Source organism: Aldersonia kunmingensis (assembly GCF_001646865.1).
In the GTDB taxonomy this organism is placed as follows: Bacteria; Actinomycetota; Actinomycetes; order Mycobacteriales; family Mycobacteriaceae; genus Aldersonia; species Aldersonia kunmingensis.
Window position 1 is genome coordinate 38,334 of the sequence record NZ_LRRB01000198.1, and the last position, 18,445, is coordinate 56,778.

The window sequence follows — 18,445 nt, forward strand, 5'->3', positions numbered from 1 at the left end:
TGCGCGCCATCAGGTCGCGCGGGTAAACAATTCTTCAATGCGGTCGGTGAGCCACTCCTGGAAGGCATCCTGACCCCACCCGCAGTCGCGGACGAGCATGACCGTGACCGGGATACTCGTCAGCGTCCACAGTTCGTCGAATTCGGTCTGAGTCAGCTCGCGGCCGACGACGAGTTCGCCGCCGAGGACGATGTCGCGACGCCGACCGTCCTCGTATTCGGCCAGCAGGTCAGCTAGTTCCCGATCGACCAGGGCGCCCTGTCGCAGTGCCGGTTCGAGTTGGGCGGCACGCTCGTTGGTCTCGCCTGTCACTCGGGCCGCGGCGCGCGCGCGATCACGCAATGTCGCCCCGCGGCGGATCGCGGCGAATCCAGGGCGCTCGGCGATCGGGATGGGCTCGTCATCGCCCGCGATTGAGAAGTCCAGCGCCGCCTTCAGCACGGCCGCCTTGGCTCCGACTGTGGCGTACACGGTTTCGATCGACACGTCTGCTGTGCGCGCAATGTCCCGCACACTCGTGCCGACCCAACCGCGGGTGGCGAACAAGTCGCGCGCAGCCTCGAGAATCGCGGCGCGGGTCTGGTCCGCCTGCAGCCTTCGTCGCGGCGATCGATAGGCCCGGGTCGACGAGACTTCCGGGGCCGCGACGCTGTTCTCGGCCGTTGACACGCCTCAATTGTAGAACCGACGCCAATTCAATACAAGGTACTTCAGATCAAAATTCGTGGAACCCCCAAGGCCACCCGCCTGGCCACTCGTCGGTGCCGAGGCGGCGGGCGTTGCGATACCTGGCGGCTTGGCTATTGACGAGGATGATGTTGCGGTCATCGGCGCAAGCTCCTGAAAGTGTCGAGGTTTGCAACGAGGACCGCAGAGCAGAGCCATTTGTGACACAACAGCCGCGAGTTGCCGACACTTCTGTCGGTATTGTGTGGTCCATGACGGCTTCTCCTCGAACCGGCTCGCGCACCGTTCGCGCCGCCCCGAAACGCGCACGGCGCACCCAGGAGGAGCGCAGCGCTGAGACCCAGGCGAAGCTGATGGATGCGACGATCGCGTGCCTGCTCGAGCATGGTTACAGCGGGACAACCACGCCTCTCGTCGCCAAACGAGCCGGCGTCACACGCGGCGCGATGCTGCACCATTACCCGTCCCGGGAAGCCCTGGTGACGGCCGCGGTGCGGCATCTCGCAATCAAGCGCGTGGAAGAAGCGCTGGAGCTTTTCGGTGGCGTCGACTCGAAAGGGGACGCCCTCCCCCGGGCGCTGGACCTGCTCTGGCAGATGCATCAGGGCCCATTGTTCGCGGCGGTTACCGAACTTTGGGTGGCCGCTCGCACCGACGCAGCCTTGGCCGCGCAGGTCGAATCGGTCGAGCAGGTCGTACTGTCCAGCACCGCGACCGGCTCGACGGCACCGGCCGGCGTGCCTGCGGAGGTGGTGAACGACCTTGTATTCACCTCGATGGACGCCATCCGCGGCCTGCTGATCAGCTGCTACGGCACCACCGACCCGCGGCGCGCCGAGTCCCAGTGGCCACGCCTGCGACGGCATTTGTTGCGGTTGACAGAGGCAGAACTAGCTGCAGCCCGCACGGAAACAGCTGCTCGCTAGCCGCCACCGGCAGGACCGCACTGCAACGCAACGGCACCGAAACCAAGCCCGGTACCTGTGAATGGAATGAACGATTCGACACTTCCAGCTCCCTTACATACAAACAGTCATGCGTGTATGTTTATCGCCAAGTGGCGACCCCCGGGGGGCGACCTCAGCAGTGCCCGAGCCTGATCGAGGAGAGGTGTGCAATGCCGAATAAGGTCTTTGTCGTCGGCGTGGGAATGACGAAGTTCGAGAAGCCCGGCCGCCGAATGAACGATGACGGCAGTGCATGGGACTACCCGGACATGGCGCGCGAAGCGGGTACGAAGGCACTCGCCGACGCGGGCATCGACTACAGCGAGGTCCAGCAGGCCTACGTCGGATACGTCTACGGCGAATCCACCTCCGGTCAGCGCGCCGTCTACGAACTGGGTTTGACCGGGATCCCGGTCGTGAACGTGAACAACAACTGTTCAACCGGTTCGACCGCGCTTTTCCTTGCCGCACAGGCCGTTCGAGGCGGGTCGGTGGACTGCGCGCTCGCGCTCGGTTTCGAGAAGATGCAACCGGGTTCACTGACGGCTACCTATAGCGACCGTGAAATGCCGATGGTGAAGCACATAACGGCGCTGTCGGAGATCTCCGAATTCGGGATGCCCCCGGCTCCGTGGATGTTCGGCGCCGCCGGCCGCGAGCACATGAAGGAATACGGCACCACGCCCGAGCACTTCGCCAAGATCGGCTACAAGAATCACAAGCACTCGGTCAACAATCCGTACGCGCAGTTCCAGGACGAGTACACCCTGCAGGAGATCCTCGACGCGCGGGAGATCTACGCCCCGCTGACCAAGCTGCAGTGCTCGCCGACCTCCGATGGCTCCGGCGCGGCGATATTGGCCTCGGAAGCATTCGTCGACAAGCACGGCCTGGCCGGACAGGCCGTCGAGATCGTCGGGCAGGCGATGACCACCGATTTCGAGTCGACCTTCAGCGAGCGGACCGCCAAGGCGATCATCGGCTACGACATGAATGTCGCAGCGGCACAATCGGTATACGAACAATCCGGGCTCGGACCCTCCGACTTCCAAGTTATCGAGCTGCACGACTGCTTCTCGGCGAACGAGCTGCTGTTGTACGAAGCGCTCGGGTTGTGTGCGCCGGGAGAAGCCCCGTCGCTCATCGATGCCGACCAGACCACGTACGGCGGCAGGTGGGTCGTAAACCCCTCGGGCGGACTGATTTCCAAGGGCCACCCCCTCGGCGCCACCGGCCTGGCGCAGTGCAGTGAACTCACCTGGCAACTGCGCGGCCAGGCGGACAAACGGCAAGTCGAAGGCGTGAGCGCAGCACTGCAGCACAACATCGGCCTCGGCGGCGCAGCGGTCGTCACGGCGTATCGGCGCGCGGAGCGCTGATCCTTCCCCGCGCGGTAGGCGCGGGACTTTCACCGCTTTCTTCCATCCAGGAACCGCTCGTCCCCGGGAACCGAGGAGTCATCATGGCCCAAGTCCAGGTAACAAACCACCTCAACGCCAGCCCCGAGTCGCTCTGGGCGGTCGTTTCGAACCTCAGCCGCTGGGGCGACTGGTTCACCATCCACGACAGCTGGGTGACCGAGCCGCCGGAGACCCTCACGCCGGGCACCAAGCTGACGGCAAAGATTTCCGTGATGGGCATGACCAACAAGATCGACTGGACCGTGCAGGAAATCGACGCGCCGAGGAAGCTCGTCATGGAGGGCGCCGGAATGATGGGCGTCAAGACCATCTTTGGCTTCATCGTCGAGCCGGCGTCCGAGGGTGGAAGCAATTTCACCGTCGAGAGCGCGTTCGAGGGCGCGATGGTGACGGGAGCGATGGCCAAGCAAATCGAAACGGCCGGCGCCAGCCAACTCGAAGGAACCCTGCGCAAGATCGAACAGCTGGCCGCGGCGGAGGCCTGACGTCGTGAATCCGGATTTGACTTTTGCCGACGAGAATCTCGGCAAGTGGACCGAAGAGAACCAGTTCGAAGTCACCCGTGAGCGCATCGCCGAGTACGCCGCGGCGACCAACGATCCCATCGCCGCGCACCTCGCCGGTGACGTCGGCTCGCCGGTCTTCGCGATCGTGCCGGTCTTCGAGCGAATGATCGAACCGGCAATGAACGTCGTGCCATTCCAACTCCTGATGCGAGGCCTGCACGGGGAGCAGGACTTCCACTACCACCGGCCCATTCGGCCCGGTGAAACGCTGCGGTCGCAGGCCCGCATGATCGGATACCAGGGCCTCGAAAAGGGAACCCGCGCGGTAATCCAGATCGAGTGCCGCGGCGAAGACGGCGAACTGGTCAACGAGCAATACGTGACCATGTTCTTCCGCGGCCAGGATGCGACCAATGGCAAAGCTGCCGGCGATCCGGCACCCACACATGTCATGCCCGAAGGGCTGCGTGAGTCCGCACCCACCGCGAAAGTGCAACAGCACATCGATGCGGACCAGACCTTCCGCTACAGCCCCGCCTCCGGTGACCCGGTGCCCATCCACCTCGACGAAGAAGCCGCGAAGAACGCCGGGCTGCCCGGCATCATCGCCCATGGCCTGTGCACCATGGCTTTTGCCTCGTGGGGTGTGCTCGAGCAGGTCGGCGATTCCGATGTCAGCCGACTGAAGCGACTCGCCGTCCGATTCGCCAAAACCGTCTTCCCCGAAGACGATCTCGAAACGCGCGTATGGAAGGTCAGCTCGGGAAACGGTCTCACCACGTACGCCTTCGAGACCGCCCGAGGCGAAGATCTCGTGCTCACCGATGGCCTGGCGGTCATCGCCGACTGATTCGTCCGCGGTGCGGCGGACCGCCGCGCCCTATGTCACACATCGACTTTCGCAAGGAGTAATCAATGGGTGCATTGGAAGGCAAGACCGCCGTCATCACGGGCGCCGGCCGCGGAATCGGCCGCGAACACGCTCTGTTGTTCGCCCGCGAAGGTGCCATCGTCGTCGTCAACGACCTGGGTGGGAGCAACGCCGGCGAAGGATCGAGCGCGGGCCCGGCGCAGGAGGTCGTCGACGAAATCGTCGCTGCAGGCGGGCGAGCGTTCGCCAACTACGACAACATCGCCACCTTCGATGGTGCGAAAAACCTCATTCAGCAAGCTGTCTCGGACCTCGGCAAGATCGACATCCTCGTCAACAACGCCGGGATTCTGCGCGATGGATACATCGCCGGCTTGTCCGAAGAGCACTGGGACGCGGTGATCGCTGTGCACCTGAAGGGCCACTTCAGTGTGCTGCGTCACGCAGCCGAGTATTGGAAGAACGAGAGCAAGGCCGGGCGCCAGCCAACCGCCGCCGTCGTGAACACCTGCTCCGCGTCGGGGATGACGATGCCCAACCCCGGCCAGGCGAACTACGGCGCCGCGAAGGCCGGCATCGCCGCCCTCACGCTCGTCGCCGCCGGGGAGTTGGAACGATACGGCGTGCGCGTCAACGCGATTGCCCCGGTCGCTCGCACCCGCCTCACGCTGGCCACGCCTGGCATGGGCGCATTCTTCGGCACCGAGGTGGCCGAAGGCGAATTCGACTTCTTCTCGCCGGCAAATATCTCACCGCTGGTCGCCTTCTTGGCATCGGACAAGTGCGCGGTCACCGGCAAGGTGTTCGCGGTTCAGGGCGGCTCGATATCGGAGCTCGCGGGTTGGCACGACGTCAAGACCATCGACACCGATGGCCCGTGGTCGATCGACGACATCGCGGCCAGACTGCCCTGAAAGGAGCTCACCGTGATCGAGTGGTCCCCTACCGATCTGATGATCCGGGACGTCATCCGCGCGTTCATCGACAAGGAGATCCGTCCGAACATAGATGCGCTCGAGAGCGGTGAGCTACCTCCGTACGACATCGTCCGAAAGTTGTTCAGCGAGTTCGGTGTCGATGCGATGGCCGACGAACTCGTGAAGTCGATGCTGGAGAAGGAGCGAAAGCGCGAGGCCGGACAGGCCAAGCCGGACGACAACTCGGACGACTCCAGCGGATTCGGCGACATTGGAGGCCAGGCATCGATGGGGGTCATCCTCATCAGCGAACTGGCCGGCGTATGTCTCGGCGTTGTCGCGTCGGTCGGCGTCAGCTTGGGCCTGGGCGCTACGACGATCATGTCCCGCGGCACGCTTGCGCAGAAGGAGCGTTGGCTGCCCGACCTCATCACCATGCGCAAGGTGTGCGCCTGGGCCATCACCGAACCGGATTCCGGTTCGGACGCCTTCGGCGGGATGAAGAGCTACGTTCGCCGCGACGGCGAGGATTACATCCTCAACGGTCAGAAGACCTTCATCACGAACGGTCCTTACGCCGACACGATTGTTGTCTACGCCAAACTCGATGAAGAGGACGGCACGGACCGACGAGACCGCAAAGTGCTGACCTTCGTGCTCGACAAGGGGATGGAAGGCTTCACCCAGGGCAAGCCCTTCAAGAAGATGGGCATGAACTCCTCCCCCACTGGCGAATTGTTCTTCGACAACGTCCGGCTGAGCAAGGACCGCCTGCTGGGCGAGACGGAGGACCACCACGACGGCGACGGCCGCGAGAGCGCCCGCGGCAACTTCGTCGGCGAGCGGATCGGGATCCCGGTCCTGGCACTCGGAATCATCAACGAATGCCATCGCCTGTCGATCGACTACGCCAAGAACCGCACGTTGTGGGGCAAGGAGATCGGCCAATTCCAGCTGATCCAGCTGAAGCTGGCGAAGATGGAAATCGCACGAATCAACGTGCAGAACATGGTGTTCCAGATGATGGAAAGAATGAAGGCGGGCAAGATGCCGAGTCTTTCCGAAGCATCGGCAATGAAGTGGTACGCATCGGAGGCGGCCACAGATGTGGCGATGGAAGCGATCCAACTGTTCGGCGGCAACGGCTATATGGCCGAATACCGGGTCGAGCAACTCGCGCGGGACGCGAAGTCCCTGATGATCTACGCCGGCTCCAACGAGATACAGATAACCCAGGTCGCGAAGGGTCTACTCGCGCAATAGCCCCGGGGGTGGGTGCAGGAGCGACAACGATGTCCCTCGACGAGGCTGCACCGACGATCAGGGCCGGGTTCGAGCGTTTCGGCAACGTCCGAACCCGCGTCCTGACCGTTAGCGGGCAGGGCATACCACTCGTTTTGCTGCACGGCTTTCTCGATAGCGGCGCGACCTGGCTCGAGCTGTTGAAGATCTCCTCGGCACATGGGCATGCCGCCATCGCGGTCGACCTGCCGGGGTATGGCGAGGCCGATCGGCGTCCGCCGGGTCCGATACTGCCGGAATTGGATGCGTTCGCCGACGGCATCGTCGCCAGGCACGGACCCGTTGTGCTGATGGGTAATTCGCTGGGTGCGGCGGTGGCTCTGCGGGCGGCAGAACGTCATCCCGATCATGTTCGAGCCGTGGTCGCGGTCGATGAGCCGACGATGACCGCAAACGCAATTGCGCGTTATGTCCGGATTCCGGCGCCCCTCCATCCAGAGATCCTGGTGCGCTCGCCGTCACGGATCCTCCGCTGGGGCGTCGCGCGTTCGATGCCCCTGGCCCTGTACGGGCGGCCGCGATACCGGGTTCCGCCCGACATTACCGACCGATGGGTTCGGACCCTCGGGAATGGCGCGCGCTTGCGCACAGTCTTCCGGGAAGTCAGACAGCTGGCAGTCGAGACCGAGGTCGTCTGCTACCGGCCGGATCTCATTCAGTGCCCGGTGCTTATCGTGCACGGCAGCCGGGACGCGATCATCCCCGTCCGAGCCGGTGCGAGACTCCACAAGCTACTGCCCGGCAGCGAGTTTCACGTCATGCGCGGCAGTGGTCACTGCCCACAACTCGACAACCCGCAGGGGCTGTATCAGCTCGTGACGTCGTTCCTCGACCGCGCGATGCCCGACGACGACGCGGGGGCTGAGCACTAGGCGTTCTGCTCGGGGGTGCTCGATACCGTCTGCCAGAGCTCGCGCGCGAGGTCCTGCTGCGTCTTCAGTCGCTTGGCGACCGCACGTAGCTTGGTGAGGTTCACGCCGTGGTCGTCACCGTGCCGCTCGTTCACCGCGCGAATCTTCGGGTCCTCTAGCGCGGCCAGCTCGGCCATGACCTCGACCACCGTCGAGTCGGTCTCCGTCTGATCGGTCATCGCGTGCTGCCGGTCGTCACGAAGGCGATTATCCCCGGCGCTCCAGCTGTGCGAGCAACACCCGCCCGGTCAACCGACCGCCAACCGCCGCACCGAGCGGCACCTGCGCTTCGCGGCGATCGACCACGCGGAAGTCGGAGATGCCGTTGACGCGACCGCGGCGACGCAGTGATCCCTTCCCCGCCGCGATCAGGTTGTGCAGCCATTGGGTCTGCGGGCCGTAAGGCAGTGGGATCGCGATGAGGTCGCCTCTTCGGAACGCGACCACCACCGTCGAGTACTCCGTGCCCGTCTTGCGTCCGCGATGCTCCACCACGGCCCACGGCAACACGTACGGCGCCAACGGCCCCGCCAGTTTGTTGGTGACCGCCTTGTTGAACCGCGCCATTTGCCGCGGAACTCCGTTTCGTTCGAATCCCAAATCCTCGTACGCCGCCATCGCACTCCCCCGCTCGAAGTTCAAGATCGACTGCGCGGATTCTTTCCGCATCACACAGGCCCGTCAATACCCCGCCAGCACTGGTCGAATCCGGATATCCGCAGTTCGGTACCGTTTGGGGTATGACCTCCCGGCCGAAGCGGCACCGACCTGCACTGATTGTGTTCGTCGTCGTCGCCGCGGCGGCCTGCCTCGCGCTCGGTTGGTGGCAGTGGACGCGGTTCGAAGCGGTCGGCGGCACGGGCCAGAACCTTGGTTACGCGCTGCAGTGGCCGCTGTTCGCCGTGTTCGTCGTGTACGCGTACCGGCGGTTCGTGCAGCTCGAGGACGACCGCACCGACCCGGAGGCACCCGAGGTCGGCGCCACGCCCGAATCGGCGACGCGCGCGAAGGCCGAGCCCACCGAGATTCCACCGGACCTGCTGCCACACCGCCCGACCGCCAAGGCGACCGACGGGCTGGACGAACGGACGTCCGAGTACAACCGCTACCTCGCCGAGCTGAATGCTCGGGACCGCAACGACAGGAGCACTACGTGACCGCGAGCCCCGAAGGCACCCAGACCACGACGGCGCCGGACAACTCCAAGATCGCGAGCGCGCTGCTGCGTTTCCGGATCTTCGCCTGGGTGACCGGCGTATGGCTGCTCGTGCTCACCGGCGAACTGGTCTACAAGTACCTACTCCTCGATGACGCCGACAGCGCGCCGTCGTGGTTCTTCTACATCGGGCAGGCCCACGGCGTGTTCTACATGATCTACCTGGCGGTCACGATCGACCTGGCGATCAAGGTCCGCTGGAAGGCCGCCACCACGATCACCACCGCGCTCGCCGGCACGATCCCGTTCATGTCGTTCGTTGCCGAGCACTACCGCAGCCAGCAGGTCAAGCGCGATTTCGGGGTCTGACCACAGCTAGCCCGCCAGCGCGCGGAGTGCAGGCACGAGTTGTTTCAGCGCACGGCCCCGGTGTGAGCGGGCGTCCTTCTCCGCCGGAGTGAGTTCGGCCGAGGTGCGATCGGCGTCGTCCGGCAGGAAGACCGGATCGTAGCCGAAGCCGCCGCCCCCGCGGGGCGCGTCGACGATCACGCCCGGCCACTCGCCACGCACGACAATCTCGTCGCCATCGGGCAGCACCAGCGCACACACCGAGACGAAGCGCCCGGTTCGCCGCTCCTCCGGCACGTCGGCGATCTGGCCGAGCAACAATGCGGTGTTCGCCGCGTCGTCGCCGTGCCTGCCTGACCAGCGTGCCGACAGCACGCCGGGCATCCCGTTGAGCGCGTCCACTTCGATACCGGAATCGTCTGCCACACAAGGCAATCCGGACGCCTTCGCACCGTCCCGCGCCTTGATCAGGGCGTTGTCGGCGAACGTCGCGCCGGTCTCGGGCGCTTCGGGGAACGGTGGGATCTCGTCGAGCCCAACGATGGTGATGCCCGCGATGTCATGCTCGGCAAGCACACGTCGCAGCTCGGCCAGCTTTTTCGCGTTGCGGCTGGCGACCAGCAGTTGCCGGTCAGCCACCGAACTTCTTCTTCGGCGGATCAGCCGGTTCGGGCAACACACCGGGGTACGGCTCGGCCAGCGCGGCCTGCTGGGCCTCGAAGAGCTTGTCGCAGCCGGCCAGCGCAGAATCGAGCATCTTGTCGAGGGTGGAGCGCGGGAACGTCGCGCCCTCGCCGGTCCCCTGCACCTCGACGAGGGTGCCGGTATCGGTGGCGACCACGTTCATGTCGACCTCCGCCCGCGAGTCCTCCTCGTAGGGCAGGTCGAGCCGTACACGGCCGTCGACCACGCCGACGCTGACCGCAGCGATCGCACACGAAAGCGGCTGCGGATCCGACAGCAGGTTGGCCGCACGTAGATAGGTGACCGCGTCGTGCAGGGCGACATACGCGCCCGTGATCGCCGCGGTGCGGGTGCCGCCGTCGGCCTGCAGCACATCGCAGTCGATCGCGATGGTGTTCTCACCGATCGCAGCGAGGTCGATGCACGCGCGCAGGGATCGGCCGACCAGGCGGCTGATCTCCTGGGTGCGGCCGCCGACCTTGCCCTTCACCGACTCGCGGCCGCTACGCGTGTGCGTGGCGGCGGGCAGCATGGCGTACTCGGCGGTGAGCCAGCCGAGGCCGGAGCCCTTGCGCCAGCCCGGCACCCCCTCGGTCACGCTTGCCGTGCACATCACCCGCGTATTGCCGAACTCCACCAGTACCGACCCGGCAGGGTGACTGGTGAATCCTCGGGTGATGCGGACCTCGCGGAGTTCGTCGTCCGCTCTTCCATCGGCTCGTCTCGACACGGGCGAAAGCCTATCGGCCGAACGCGCGGCGGGACCGCCGGACCTCCGTATCGCGTGGACGGGAGGGTGCCGGGAGGCGGTCAGAAGTCGTACACCTCGCCCGGGGACACGGCGTGCACCGGTCCGGAGAACTCGGCCTTCGCCTCGGCGATGACGTCCTCGCGCGAGGTCCATGGCGGGATATGGGTAAGTAGCAATTCCTGCACTCCGGCGCGGCTGGCGAGCTGACCGGCCTCAGTACCGGACATATGCAGATTGGGCGGGCGATTGGGCGGGTCGTGCGTCCACGACGCCTCGGCCAGGAGAATGTCCGCTCCGGCGGCCAGCTCGACCACACCGGAACAGAGGGCGGTATCGCCGGTGAAGCACAGCGTCCGTCCGGCGTCGCTACGAATGCGCAGGCCGTAGGACTCCGGCGGATGACTCACGCGCATCGGGGTGATCGTGGCGGTGCCGAACGGGACCTCGACACCGGACTCCCACGGCCGCATATCGATCGTGTCGGACCAGTCATCGCAGGCTCCGGCGACCTCCGCGGACGCGACCCCGATCCGTTCGGCGGTGTCGCTCGGTCCATGCACGATTGCACGTCCGCCAGACGAGTTCGGGTGGTAGCGACGCCACACCAGCAGACTCGGTAAATCGAGACAGTGGTCGGCATGGAGGTGGGAAAGAAAGATCGCAACCTCGCCCGGGTCGGCATAGCGCTGCAACGCGCCGAGCACACCCGGCCCGAAGTCGATGACCGCGGGAGTCGTTCCCGGTGCCGTCAGCAGGTACCCCGACGCGGGCGAGTCCGGCCCGGACACACTGCCCGAACACCCGAGGACGGTCAACCGCATACGGTCATGCTGCCACGAACCATGCATTCAATAAACGTTCGATCATTTCGGAACGGTCACGTGGCGGCGGATGCCTGAGATCGCGCTCGGCGCGCATCGCGTTCGGGTCCCGACAGCATCCACGCAGCCACAACGCCGCCAATCGCACCGAAAAGGTGTCCCTGCCAGGACACTCCGGGCGTGCCGGGCAGCGCGCCCCACAGCAGGCTGCCGTAGATGAGAAACACCACGATGCCGATCAGGACCTGCGCGATCTTGCGGGTGAAGAAGCCTCGCACGAGCAGGTAGGCGAGCCAGCCGAAGACGATCCCGGACGCGCCGATATGCAGTGTGTTCTGCCCTCCCGTGAACCACACCCCCACCCCGGCCACCAGCCAGATGATGCCGGTCGCCGCGAGTCCGCGGCCGATTCCGGACAACATCACGAGGAAGCCGAGTACCAACAGTGGCAGCGTGTTCGCGGCGAGATGCTCCCAGTTCGCATGCAGGAGCGGCGCGAACAGGATGCCCCACAGGCCGTTCAGCGTCAGCGGCTCGATCCCCCACTGATCGAGCCGGTGGTCCATCAGCGCGTCGATGAACTCGATGACGTAGAGCAGCAAGGCGAATCCGCCGACGATCGCTGCCGCCACCTGCCACTGCGGGCGTTCTTTCTCCTCGCGAGCAGCGGGCTTAGCGGACGGCGTCGAGGCCGGCGGCGTCGGACGCGAAGTAGGGGCAGGAGGCGTCGCCGGGCGCGGATTGGCCAATTGGTCGCGGATCGCGTCCAGCCTCGAGCGGTCGAAGCTGGGATCGGAGAACCCCGGTCCCTGCGGACTGCCAGTCATCGCGTGACCTCTCGTAGTCACCCTCGAGCGCGGGAGCCGGTCACCGAGCCGTATCCGGGAGCGTTGTGGCAGCTCCGTCGCTTACGCCCAGAGCTGGCCTTCCAGCGCATCCTCTGCCTCTTCGAGCGTACCGGTGTAGGCACCGGTCGACAGATACTTCCATCCCGCGTCGGCGACCACGAACGCGATGTCCGCGCGCCGACCCGCCTTCAGTTCCTTGGCGGCGACACCGAGTGCGGCGTGCAGGATCGCGCCGGTCGAGATGCCGGCGAAGATGCCCTCCTCGCCGACGAGTTCGCGGGTGCGGCGCACCGCGTCGAACGGCCCGACCGAGTAGCGCCCGGTCAGCACCGACTCGTCGTACAACTCGGGCACAAACCCCTCGTCCAGGTTGCGAAGTCCGTACACCAGTTCGCCGTAGCGCGGCTCGGCCGCGACGATCTTGATGTCGGGGACCTGCTCGCGCAGGTAGCGTCCCGCGCCCATCAGCGTTCCGGTCGTGCCGAGTCCGGCGACGAAATGGGTGATCTCCGGCAGGTCGGTGAGGATCTCCGGCCCGGTGCCCTCGTAGTGCGCGAGCGAGTTGGCCGGATTGCCGTACTGGTAGAGCATCACCCAGTCGGGATGCTCGGCGGCGATCTCCTTGGCCATCGCGACGGCCTGGTTCGAACCACCCACCGCGGGCGAGTTGATGATCTCGGCGCCGAACATGGTCAACAGCTGACGCCGTTCGATCGAGGTGTTCTCAGGCATCACGCAGATCAGCTTGTAACCCTTGAGCTTTGCCGCCATCGCCAGCGAGATGCCGGTGTTGCCGCTCGTGGGTTCCAGGATCGTCGCGCCGGGCGCGAGCAGGCCATCGCGCTCGGCCTGCTCGATCATGCGCAGCGCCGGACGGTCCTTGATCGATCCGGTGGGGTTGCGATCCTCGAGCTTCGCCCACAACCGAACATGGTCATCGCCATCCCATTTCGGGGACAGGCGCTGCAGTCCGACGAGCGGGGTGTTGCCGAGCGTCGCAATCAGAGAGTCGTAGCGCGCCACGCTAGACGCCGACTGTGCTTGAACTGTCGCCTCCGGCGACGGCAGGCAGGATCGTCAAATTGGCACCATCGGACACCTCGGTGTCGAGCCCACCGGAGAAGCGGACGTCCTCGTCGTCGACGTAGACGTTCACGAAACGGTGCAGCTTGCCGTCCTTGATCAGCCGGTCCTTGAGCCCCGCATAGTTGGTGTCGAGATCATCGATAACCGCGGAGAGCGTGGATCCCGTTGCCTGGACCCGCTTTTCACCCCCGGTGTGGGTGCGGAGGATGGTCGGGATCGACACGGTGACGGACATCGGTGCTCCTGTTCTCGATCTGCTTGATTAGTTGGTGACGGATTCGTAGCGTTCGACAACGTCCACCGGTTCCTCGGTGACGACGCCGTCGACGATGCGGTAGCTGCGCAACTCGTGGACCTCGGGATCGCGCGTGGAGATCAGCACATAGTGCGCATCGGGTTCGGACGCATAGGAAACGTCGGTGCGGCTGGGGTAAGCCTCGGTCGCGGTGTGCGAGTGATAGATCACGATGGGCGCCTCGTCGGCGTCGTCCATCGCGCGATACAAGCGCAGCTGTTCACCGGAGTCGAACCGGTAGAAGGTGGGTGACCGCTCGGCGTTGATCATCGCGACGTGCCGCTCGGGGCGATCGGACCCCTCTGGTCCCGCAATCACGCCGCACGCTTCATCCGGATGGTCGGCACGCGCGTGCGCCACCATCGCCTCGACGAGATCCGCTCTGATCACCAGCAACGCCCGCAGCCCCTTCCGACCTACCAGTTGCGGCGCTCGCGTCACGCCTCGGCGAGCACCGCCGACGACAACATTTCCCGATATGCGGGTATTCCCGCGACCGAATGAGCGGCCAAAATCGCGTCGACGATCGCGCGCTCCATACACACCGCCGCTGCCGCGCACAAAGCACTGGTCGCGGCCAATTCGGTGGGAAATTCCGCCGGTAGCGCCGGCTCCGGCACGGCGAGCGTCACGCGATTGGTCGCGAGCGCGAAGAACGTGTCCCCGTCGAGCGGCGAATGCGCCGGACGCACCGCTCTGGCCAAGCCATCATGTGCCGCCATGGCCAGCCTGCGGCACGCCGCGGCCGGCAGTATGGCGTCCGTGGCGACCACCCCGATCGTGGTGTTCAGCACGGTGCCCTTCTCGGCGAGCTCGTTGAGCGCGACGACCTGTTCGGCGCTCGGCGCGCGCAGCCCGAAGAACTCCGCGCCATCCGATGCCACTCCCCACGGCAGGCCGGAACGCGGATCGACCACGGAGCCCACCGGATTCGCGACCACCAGTGCGGCGACCGTAGCCCCTGCGGCGGGGCCATCGACCAATACCGCACTGGCCGTGCCGATTCCGCCCTTGAGCATTCCGGCCCGCGCACCGGTGCCGGCTCCGACACAACCGCGGGCGAACTCCTCGGCCGCTGCTTGCGCCGCGCGATAACCGAAGTCTGCGGTCGGTCGCACGCCCCAATCCCCCACGGGCAGATCGAAAATGACGGCGCCGGGAACGATCGGGACCCGCAGCGATTCACTCGTCGTGCTTGTCGCCGACATATCGATGCCCTCGTCGTGCTCCTCGAGCCAGCGCATCACGCCGTCGGCCGCGGCGAGGCCGTACGCGCTGCCGCCGGTGAGGAGCAACGCGTGCACCTGCTGCACCGAATTGCTCGGCTCGAGGAGGTCGGTCTCCCGTGTTCCCGGCCCGCCGCCACGCACGTCCACCGCCGCCGTAGCGCCGCCGGGCGCGCGAATGACCGTGCACCCGGTCGCTGCGCCCGCGCCGGCCGTCTCGTCGGTCCGCACAACCACATCGGCGTCGAGGCGATGGTCGTGGCCGACGAGCAGGCCCGTCACGTCGGTCAGCGCGTTGCGCGGCCCCCGTTTCACGGTGCAGCATTCATGAAGCTCATGGCGCGAGCGCCTGAATCAGGGAATCCTGCATCCAGGTGAGCCAGTGGTAGACGTCGAGGTGTGGTGCCCGCGGGTCGTCCTCGTCGAGATGGTCCGGGGTGTCGGCGTCCACGCCGAGGGTGGCACCGAGGGCGAGCCGGACATCGTTGAGCCCCGTCAACCAGGCATCGGCCTGCTCCTGCGTGAGGACCACCTTGCCGCCCCGATGCGGGACGGTATCGAGGATCACCGAGCCGGCGGCGAGCTTGTCCGCGATGATTTCCGGCTCGTGCAGGCTGCGCAGCGCGCCATTGATATTGGCCTTGTCCGCGTCGGGTGTGCCCGGTTCACTGCGGTGAAAATCGGGCAACAGCCGGGCCAGCGCGGCATCCTCGGGCGGCGTGCTGTTTCCGGTTTGCAGCCCGGTCAGCTCGGCGAGCTCGTCGGTGGAAGCCTCTCGTTTGCGTTCGTCGAGGAGCCCGCACACGGATTCCACCAGCGAGCGCAGCACCGTTGCCTCACGGGCGTCGAGCTCGGACCGGAGCGTGACCCCCATCAGCGAGTTCTTCCGGGTCCACGTCCGCAAATTCGCCCCAATTTTCGTCGATGTCGCGCCGGGTGGCGCAGGAACGCGCGGGTCCGACTCGGCCGGTCAGGTATCCCGCTGCATGGTCGCCCAAAGCCCGGCCGCGTGCAGCCTACGAACATCGTGCTCCATCTTGTCCCGGGATCCGGAGGAGACGACCGCCTTACCGTCCTGATGCACCTTCAGCATCAGCTCGGTGGCCTTGGCTTTGCTGTAGCCGAACAGCTTCTGAAAGATGTAGGTCACGTAGTGCATGAGGTTCACCGGGTCGTCCCAGACGACAGTGACCCAAGGGCGATCCTCGGCTTCGAGGATGTCGGTGACCTCGAGTTGTTCGGGCGTGGCCTGCGGTACCGCCAGGCGCGGCACAACTTCGGCTGTTGACGACCAGGCCATATGTCCAGAGTACGACGTGCCCCGTGAACCACAACACCCGGCGTGTCGCTCGTAAGGTGGAATCGTGTCGCGTTCCGGTAGTACCGCGCTGCTCACCGACCAGTACGAACTGACGATGCTCGCCGCGGCCCTCGCCGACGGCACTGCGCAGCGGAAATGCACCTTCGAGGTGTTCGCGCGACGACTTCCCGATGGCCGCCGGTACGGCGTGGTGGCCGGAACTGGACGCCTGCTCGAGGCGCTTGCGGACTACCGCTTCGGAGCGGCCGAACTGGCCGTGGTCGCGCCCGTGGTGAACGAGCAAACCGCCGAGTGGCTGGCCGACTACCGCTTCTCCGGTGACATCGACGGCTACCGCGAGGGCGAGCTCTACTTCCCCGGCTCACCGATACTCTCGGTGCACGGCACCTTCGCCGAGTGTGTCCTGCTCGAGACGCTTGTGCTGTCGGTGCTCAACCACGACAGCGCAATCGCCTCCGCGGCCGCACGCATGGTGTCTGCCGCGCAGGGCCGCCCACTTATCGAGATGGGCACGCGCCGCACCCACGAACTCGCCGCCCCGGCCTGCTCGCGCGCTGCCTACCTCGCCGGATTCGCCGCCACGTCGAATCTCGCGGCGGTCCGCGATTTCGGCATCCCAGGCACCGGGACCAGCGCACACTCCTACACGCTGCTGCACACCGGCCCGGACGGCACGCCCGATGAGGCGTCGGCGTTCCGCGGGCAGATCGCTGCGCTCGGCACCGGCACCACGCTGCTCGTGGACACCTACGACATCACCGCAGGGGTCGAGCGGGCGATCGAGGTTGCCGGGCCTGGGCTCGGCGCGGTCCGCATCGACTCCGGCGACCTCGGCGTCATGGCCAGGCAGGTCCGGGAGCAACTCGACCGCCTCGGCGCGCATTCGACGAAGATCGTGCTGTCCGGTGACCTGGACGAATACGCGATCGCCGCGCTGCGCGCCGATCCCGTCGACGCGTACGGCGTCGGCACCTCCGTGGTCACCGGCTCGGGCGCGCCGACGGCGAGCATGGTCTACAAACTCGTCGAGGTCGACGGCGTGCCGGTGGCCAAGCGCAGCAGCCACAAGAAATCCCGCGGCGGATCCAAGTGCGGGCTCCGCCGGTATCGCAGCTCCGGGACGATGATCGAGGAGGTCGTGCACTCCGCCGCGGCGACGCTGCCCGACGAGCCGGCCACGCGCTCGCGCCCGCTTACCGTTCCGCTCGTTCGGGCGGGCGATGCCGCGGCAGACCTTCCGGACCTGGCGCAGGCCCGCGAACTCGTGGCCGCCGGGCTTCGGTCACTGCCCTGGGAGGGGCTGCAACTGTCGCGCGGCGAGCCTGCGGTTCCGACCACATTCCTCGACGCAGCCGTCGGGTTGGCCGAGCGGCGCGCGCCCAGCCAGTAACCTGCTCGGGTGTCCTCCGTTGCCCCCAGTTCAGAGTTGCCGCCCGTCAGCGAGCTACTCGCACACGCGGTGGAGGCACTCGGCGGCGCCGAGCGCAGCGGTCAGCAGACCATGGCCGCGGCGGTCGAGCACGCGATCGACACCGGTGAACATCTCGCGGTGCAGGCGGGCACCGGAACCGGTAAGTCCCTTGCCTATCTCGTGCCGGCGATCCGCCACGCGGTCCGGTCCGGCCGCACGGTGGTCGTATCGACGGCCACCATCGCGCTGCAGCGCCAGCTCGTCGAGCGCGACCTGCCGCGGCTCGCTGATGCCCTCACACCCGTCCTGGGTCGCGCGCCGACCTTCGCGATCCTCAAGGGCCGCAACAACTACCTGTGCCTGAACAAGCTGCACGGCGCGGTGCCCGACGAACCCGCCGAGGCGGAATTGTTCGACGCCTTCGCGGTTTCGCGGCTCGGACGCGAGGTGCAGCGTCTCCAGGCGTGGGCAAGCGACACCGAGACCGGGGACCGGGACGAGGTGGTGCCCGGCGTCCAGGATCGGTCGTGGCGGCAGCTGAGTGTCACCTCCCGCGAGTGCGTCGGCCGGAACCGCTGCTCGCATGGCGAGGAATGCTTCGCCGAACTGGCCCGATCTCGTTCCGCCGCAGCCGATATCGTGGTCACCAACCACGCGCTACTCGCGATCGACGCAATCACCGGTATCGCGGTGCTGCCCGAGCACGATGTGGTGATCATCGACGAGGCCCATGACCTCGTGGACCGGGTCACCGGCGTCGCGACCGCGGAGTTGTCCGCGCCGGCGATCAGCGCGGCCGCGCGGCGCTGCGTGAAACTGGTGGAGGAAGAGGAAGTCGACCGACTCGAGGGTGCCGCGGAGGCGTGGGACGACCTGGTCGGCGATTTCCGGACCGGCCGATGGGAACACCTGCCCGCCGGTGCGGATGCGGTGCTC

General features: G+C 66.3%; 23 protein-coding genes and 1 pseudogene. 11 read left to right on the plus strand and 13 right to left on the minus strand.

Annotated elements, in window-relative coordinates; all coding sequences use genetic code 11:
- Positions 1-9 precede the first annotated feature (9 nt).
- The gene (locus tag A8G08_RS15530; RefSeq protein WP_068275752.1) at positions 10-669 is read right to left on the minus strand and encodes a TetR/AcrR family transcriptional regulator; all 660 of its coding nucleotides are present in this window, start codon (positions 667-669) and stop codon (positions 10-12) included.
- 269 nt (positions 670-938) lie between these two features.
- Between A8G08_RS15530 and A8G08_RS15535 the strand changes: the two genes are divergently transcribed.
- The 7 genes from A8G08_RS15535 (at position 939) to A8G08_RS15565 (ending at position 7,523) form a co-directional block, all read left to right on the plus strand.
- Entirely contained in the window at positions 939-1,613 is a 675-nt protein-coding gene (locus tag A8G08_RS15535) for a TetR/AcrR family transcriptional regulator (protein WP_068275757.1), read from the plus strand.
- 191 nt (positions 1,614-1,804) lie between these two features.
- On the plus strand, positions 1,805-3,013 hold the full coding sequence (locus tag A8G08_RS15540) for a lipid-transfer protein (protein WP_068275759.1): 1,209 nt from the start codon (positions 1,805-1,807) through the stop codon (positions 3,011-3,013).
- 83 nt (positions 3,014-3,096) lie between these two features.
- The gene (locus A8G08_RS15545; RefSeq protein ID WP_068275761.1) at positions 3,097-3,540 is read left to right on the plus strand and encodes a type II toxin-antitoxin system Rv0910 family toxin; all 444 of its coding nucleotides are present in this window, start codon (positions 3,097-3,099) and stop codon (positions 3,538-3,540) included.
- A 4-nt stretch (positions 3,541-3,544) separates the two neighbouring features.
- Positions 3,545-4,411, plus strand: coding sequence for a MaoC/PaaZ C-terminal domain-containing protein (locus tag A8G08_RS15550; RefSeq protein WP_068275763.1), 867 nt, complete (start codon positions 3,545-3,547; stop codon positions 4,409-4,411).
- Between the two features lie 65 nt (positions 4,412-4,476).
- Positions 4,477-5,346, plus strand: coding sequence for an SDR family oxidoreductase (locus A8G08_RS15555; protein WP_068275765.1), 870 nt, complete (start codon positions 4,477-4,479; stop codon positions 5,344-5,346).
- Between the two features lie 12 nt (positions 5,347-5,358).
- Positions 5,359-6,612 (plus strand): acyl-CoA dehydrogenase family protein, encoded by a 1,254-nt coding sequence (locus A8G08_RS15560; protein ID WP_068275767.1) that lies wholly within the window; start codon positions 5,359-5,361, stop codon positions 6,610-6,612.
- 29 nt (positions 6,613-6,641) lie between these two features.
- The gene (locus A8G08_RS15565; RefSeq protein WP_068275771.1) at positions 6,642-7,523 is read left to right on the plus strand and encodes an alpha/beta fold hydrolase; all 882 of its coding nucleotides are present in this window, start codon (positions 6,642-6,644) and stop codon (positions 7,521-7,523) included.
- A 26-nt stretch (positions 7,524-7,549) separates the two neighbouring features.
- On the opposite strand, the pseudogene A8G08_RS15570 reads toward A8G08_RS15565, so the two are convergent.
- Both A8G08_RS15570 and A8G08_RS15575 read right to left on the minus strand, forming a co-directional pair.
- A pseudogene (locus A8G08_RS15570) lies at positions 7,550-7,741 on the minus strand (DNA alkylation repair protein); the annotation flags it as partial.
- A 28-nt stretch (positions 7,742-7,769) separates the two neighbouring features.
- The gene (locus A8G08_RS15575; RefSeq protein WP_169823316.1) at positions 7,770-8,129 is read right to left on the minus strand and encodes a nitroreductase family deazaflavin-dependent oxidoreductase; all 360 of its coding nucleotides are present in this window, start codon (positions 8,127-8,129) and stop codon (positions 7,770-7,772) included.
- Positions 8,130-8,302: 173 nt separating this feature from the next.
- On the opposite strand from A8G08_RS15575, the gene A8G08_RS15580 reads away from it, so the two are divergent.
- Both A8G08_RS15580 and A8G08_RS15585 read left to right on the plus strand, forming a co-directional pair.
- On the plus strand, positions 8,303-8,719 hold the full coding sequence (locus A8G08_RS15580) for a transcriptional regulator (RefSeq protein WP_068275775.1): 417 nt from the start codon (positions 8,303-8,305) through the stop codon (positions 8,717-8,719).
- Positions 8,716-9,087 (plus strand): DUF3817 domain-containing protein, encoded by a 372-nt coding sequence (locus A8G08_RS15585; RefSeq protein WP_068275777.1) that lies wholly within the window; start codon positions 8,716-8,718, stop codon positions 9,085-9,087. Before A8G08_RS15580 ends, A8G08_RS15585 begins: the two co-directional genes overlap by 4 nt.
- 6 nt (positions 9,088-9,093) lie before the next feature.
- Here the strand turns inward: A8G08_RS15585 and rdgB are convergent, their stop codons facing one another.
- From rdgB to clpS, 10 genes are all read right to left on the minus strand, one after another.
- Positions 9,094-9,705, minus strand: a complete 612-nt coding sequence (rdgB, locus tag A8G08_RS15590) for an RdgB/HAM1 family non-canonical purine NTP pyrophosphatase (RefSeq protein ID WP_068275781.1) — start codon at positions 9,703-9,705, stop codon at positions 9,094-9,096.
- Positions 9,698-10,480 (minus strand): ribonuclease PH, encoded by a 783-nt coding sequence (gene rph / locus A8G08_RS15595; RefSeq protein WP_068275783.1) that lies wholly within the window; start codon positions 10,478-10,480, stop codon positions 9,698-9,700. Before rph ends, rdgB begins: the two co-directional genes overlap by 8 nt.
- An 80-nt stretch (positions 10,481-10,560) precedes the next feature.
- Entirely contained in the window at positions 10,561-11,322 is a 762-nt protein-coding gene (locus A8G08_RS15600) for a cyclic nucleotide-degrading phosphodiesterase (RefSeq protein WP_068275823.1), read from the minus strand.
- A 56-nt stretch (positions 11,323-11,378) separates the two neighbouring features.
- On the minus strand, positions 11,379-12,149 hold the full coding sequence (locus A8G08_RS15605) for a rhomboid family intramembrane serine protease (protein ID WP_084436328.1): 771 nt from the start codon (positions 12,147-12,149) through the stop codon (positions 11,379-11,381).
- A gap of 81 nt (positions 12,150-12,230) precedes the next feature.
- Positions 12,231-13,193, minus strand: coding sequence for a PLP-dependent cysteine synthase family protein (locus A8G08_RS15610; protein ID WP_068275788.1), 963 nt, complete (start codon positions 13,191-13,193; stop codon positions 12,231-12,233).
- 1 nt (position 13,194) lies between these two features.
- Positions 13,195-13,491, minus strand: a complete 297-nt coding sequence (locus A8G08_RS15615; RefSeq protein ID WP_068275791.1) for a MoaD/ThiS family protein — start codon at positions 13,489-13,491, stop codon at positions 13,195-13,197.
- 27 nt (positions 13,492-13,518) lie between these two features.
- The gene (locus tag A8G08_RS15620) at positions 13,519-13,974 is read right to left on the minus strand and encodes a M67 family metallopeptidase (protein WP_187344471.1); all 456 of its coding nucleotides are present in this window, start codon (positions 13,972-13,974) and stop codon (positions 13,519-13,521) included.
- 14 nt (positions 13,975-13,988) lie between these two features.
- Positions 13,989-15,092 carry a P1 family peptidase gene (locus tag A8G08_RS15625; RefSeq protein ID WP_068275792.1) on the minus strand — a complete coding sequence of 368 codons (1,104 nt, stop codon included), beginning with the start codon at positions 15,090-15,092 and terminating at the stop codon, positions 13,989-13,991.
- Positions 15,093-15,111: 19 nt separating this feature from the next.
- A complete protein-coding gene (gene aosR / locus A8G08_RS15630) occupies positions 15,112-15,681 on the minus strand; it encodes an oxidative stress transcriptional regulator AosR (protein ID WP_068275794.1) in 570 nt (189 codons plus the stop codon).
- A gap of 66 nt (positions 15,682-15,747) precedes the next feature.
- Positions 15,748-16,077 (minus strand): ATP-dependent Clp protease adapter ClpS, encoded by a 330-nt coding sequence (gene clpS / locus A8G08_RS15635; RefSeq protein ID WP_068275796.1) that lies wholly within the window; start codon positions 16,075-16,077, stop codon positions 15,748-15,750.
- A 64-nt stretch (positions 16,078-16,141) separates the two neighbouring features.
- Here clpS and A8G08_RS15640 point away from each other — a divergent pair, with 64 nt between their 5' ends.
- Both A8G08_RS15640 and A8G08_RS15645 read left to right on the plus strand, forming a co-directional pair.
- Positions 16,142-17,488, plus strand: a complete 1,347-nt coding sequence (locus A8G08_RS15640; protein WP_281182155.1) for a nicotinate phosphoribosyltransferase — start codon at positions 16,142-16,144, stop codon at positions 17,486-17,488.
- A gap of 9 nt (positions 17,489-17,497) precedes the next feature.
- Positions 17,498-18,445: ATP-dependent DNA helicase (locus tag A8G08_RS15645; protein WP_157108599.1), on the plus strand; the 948-nt coding region annotated here is incomplete at its 3' end.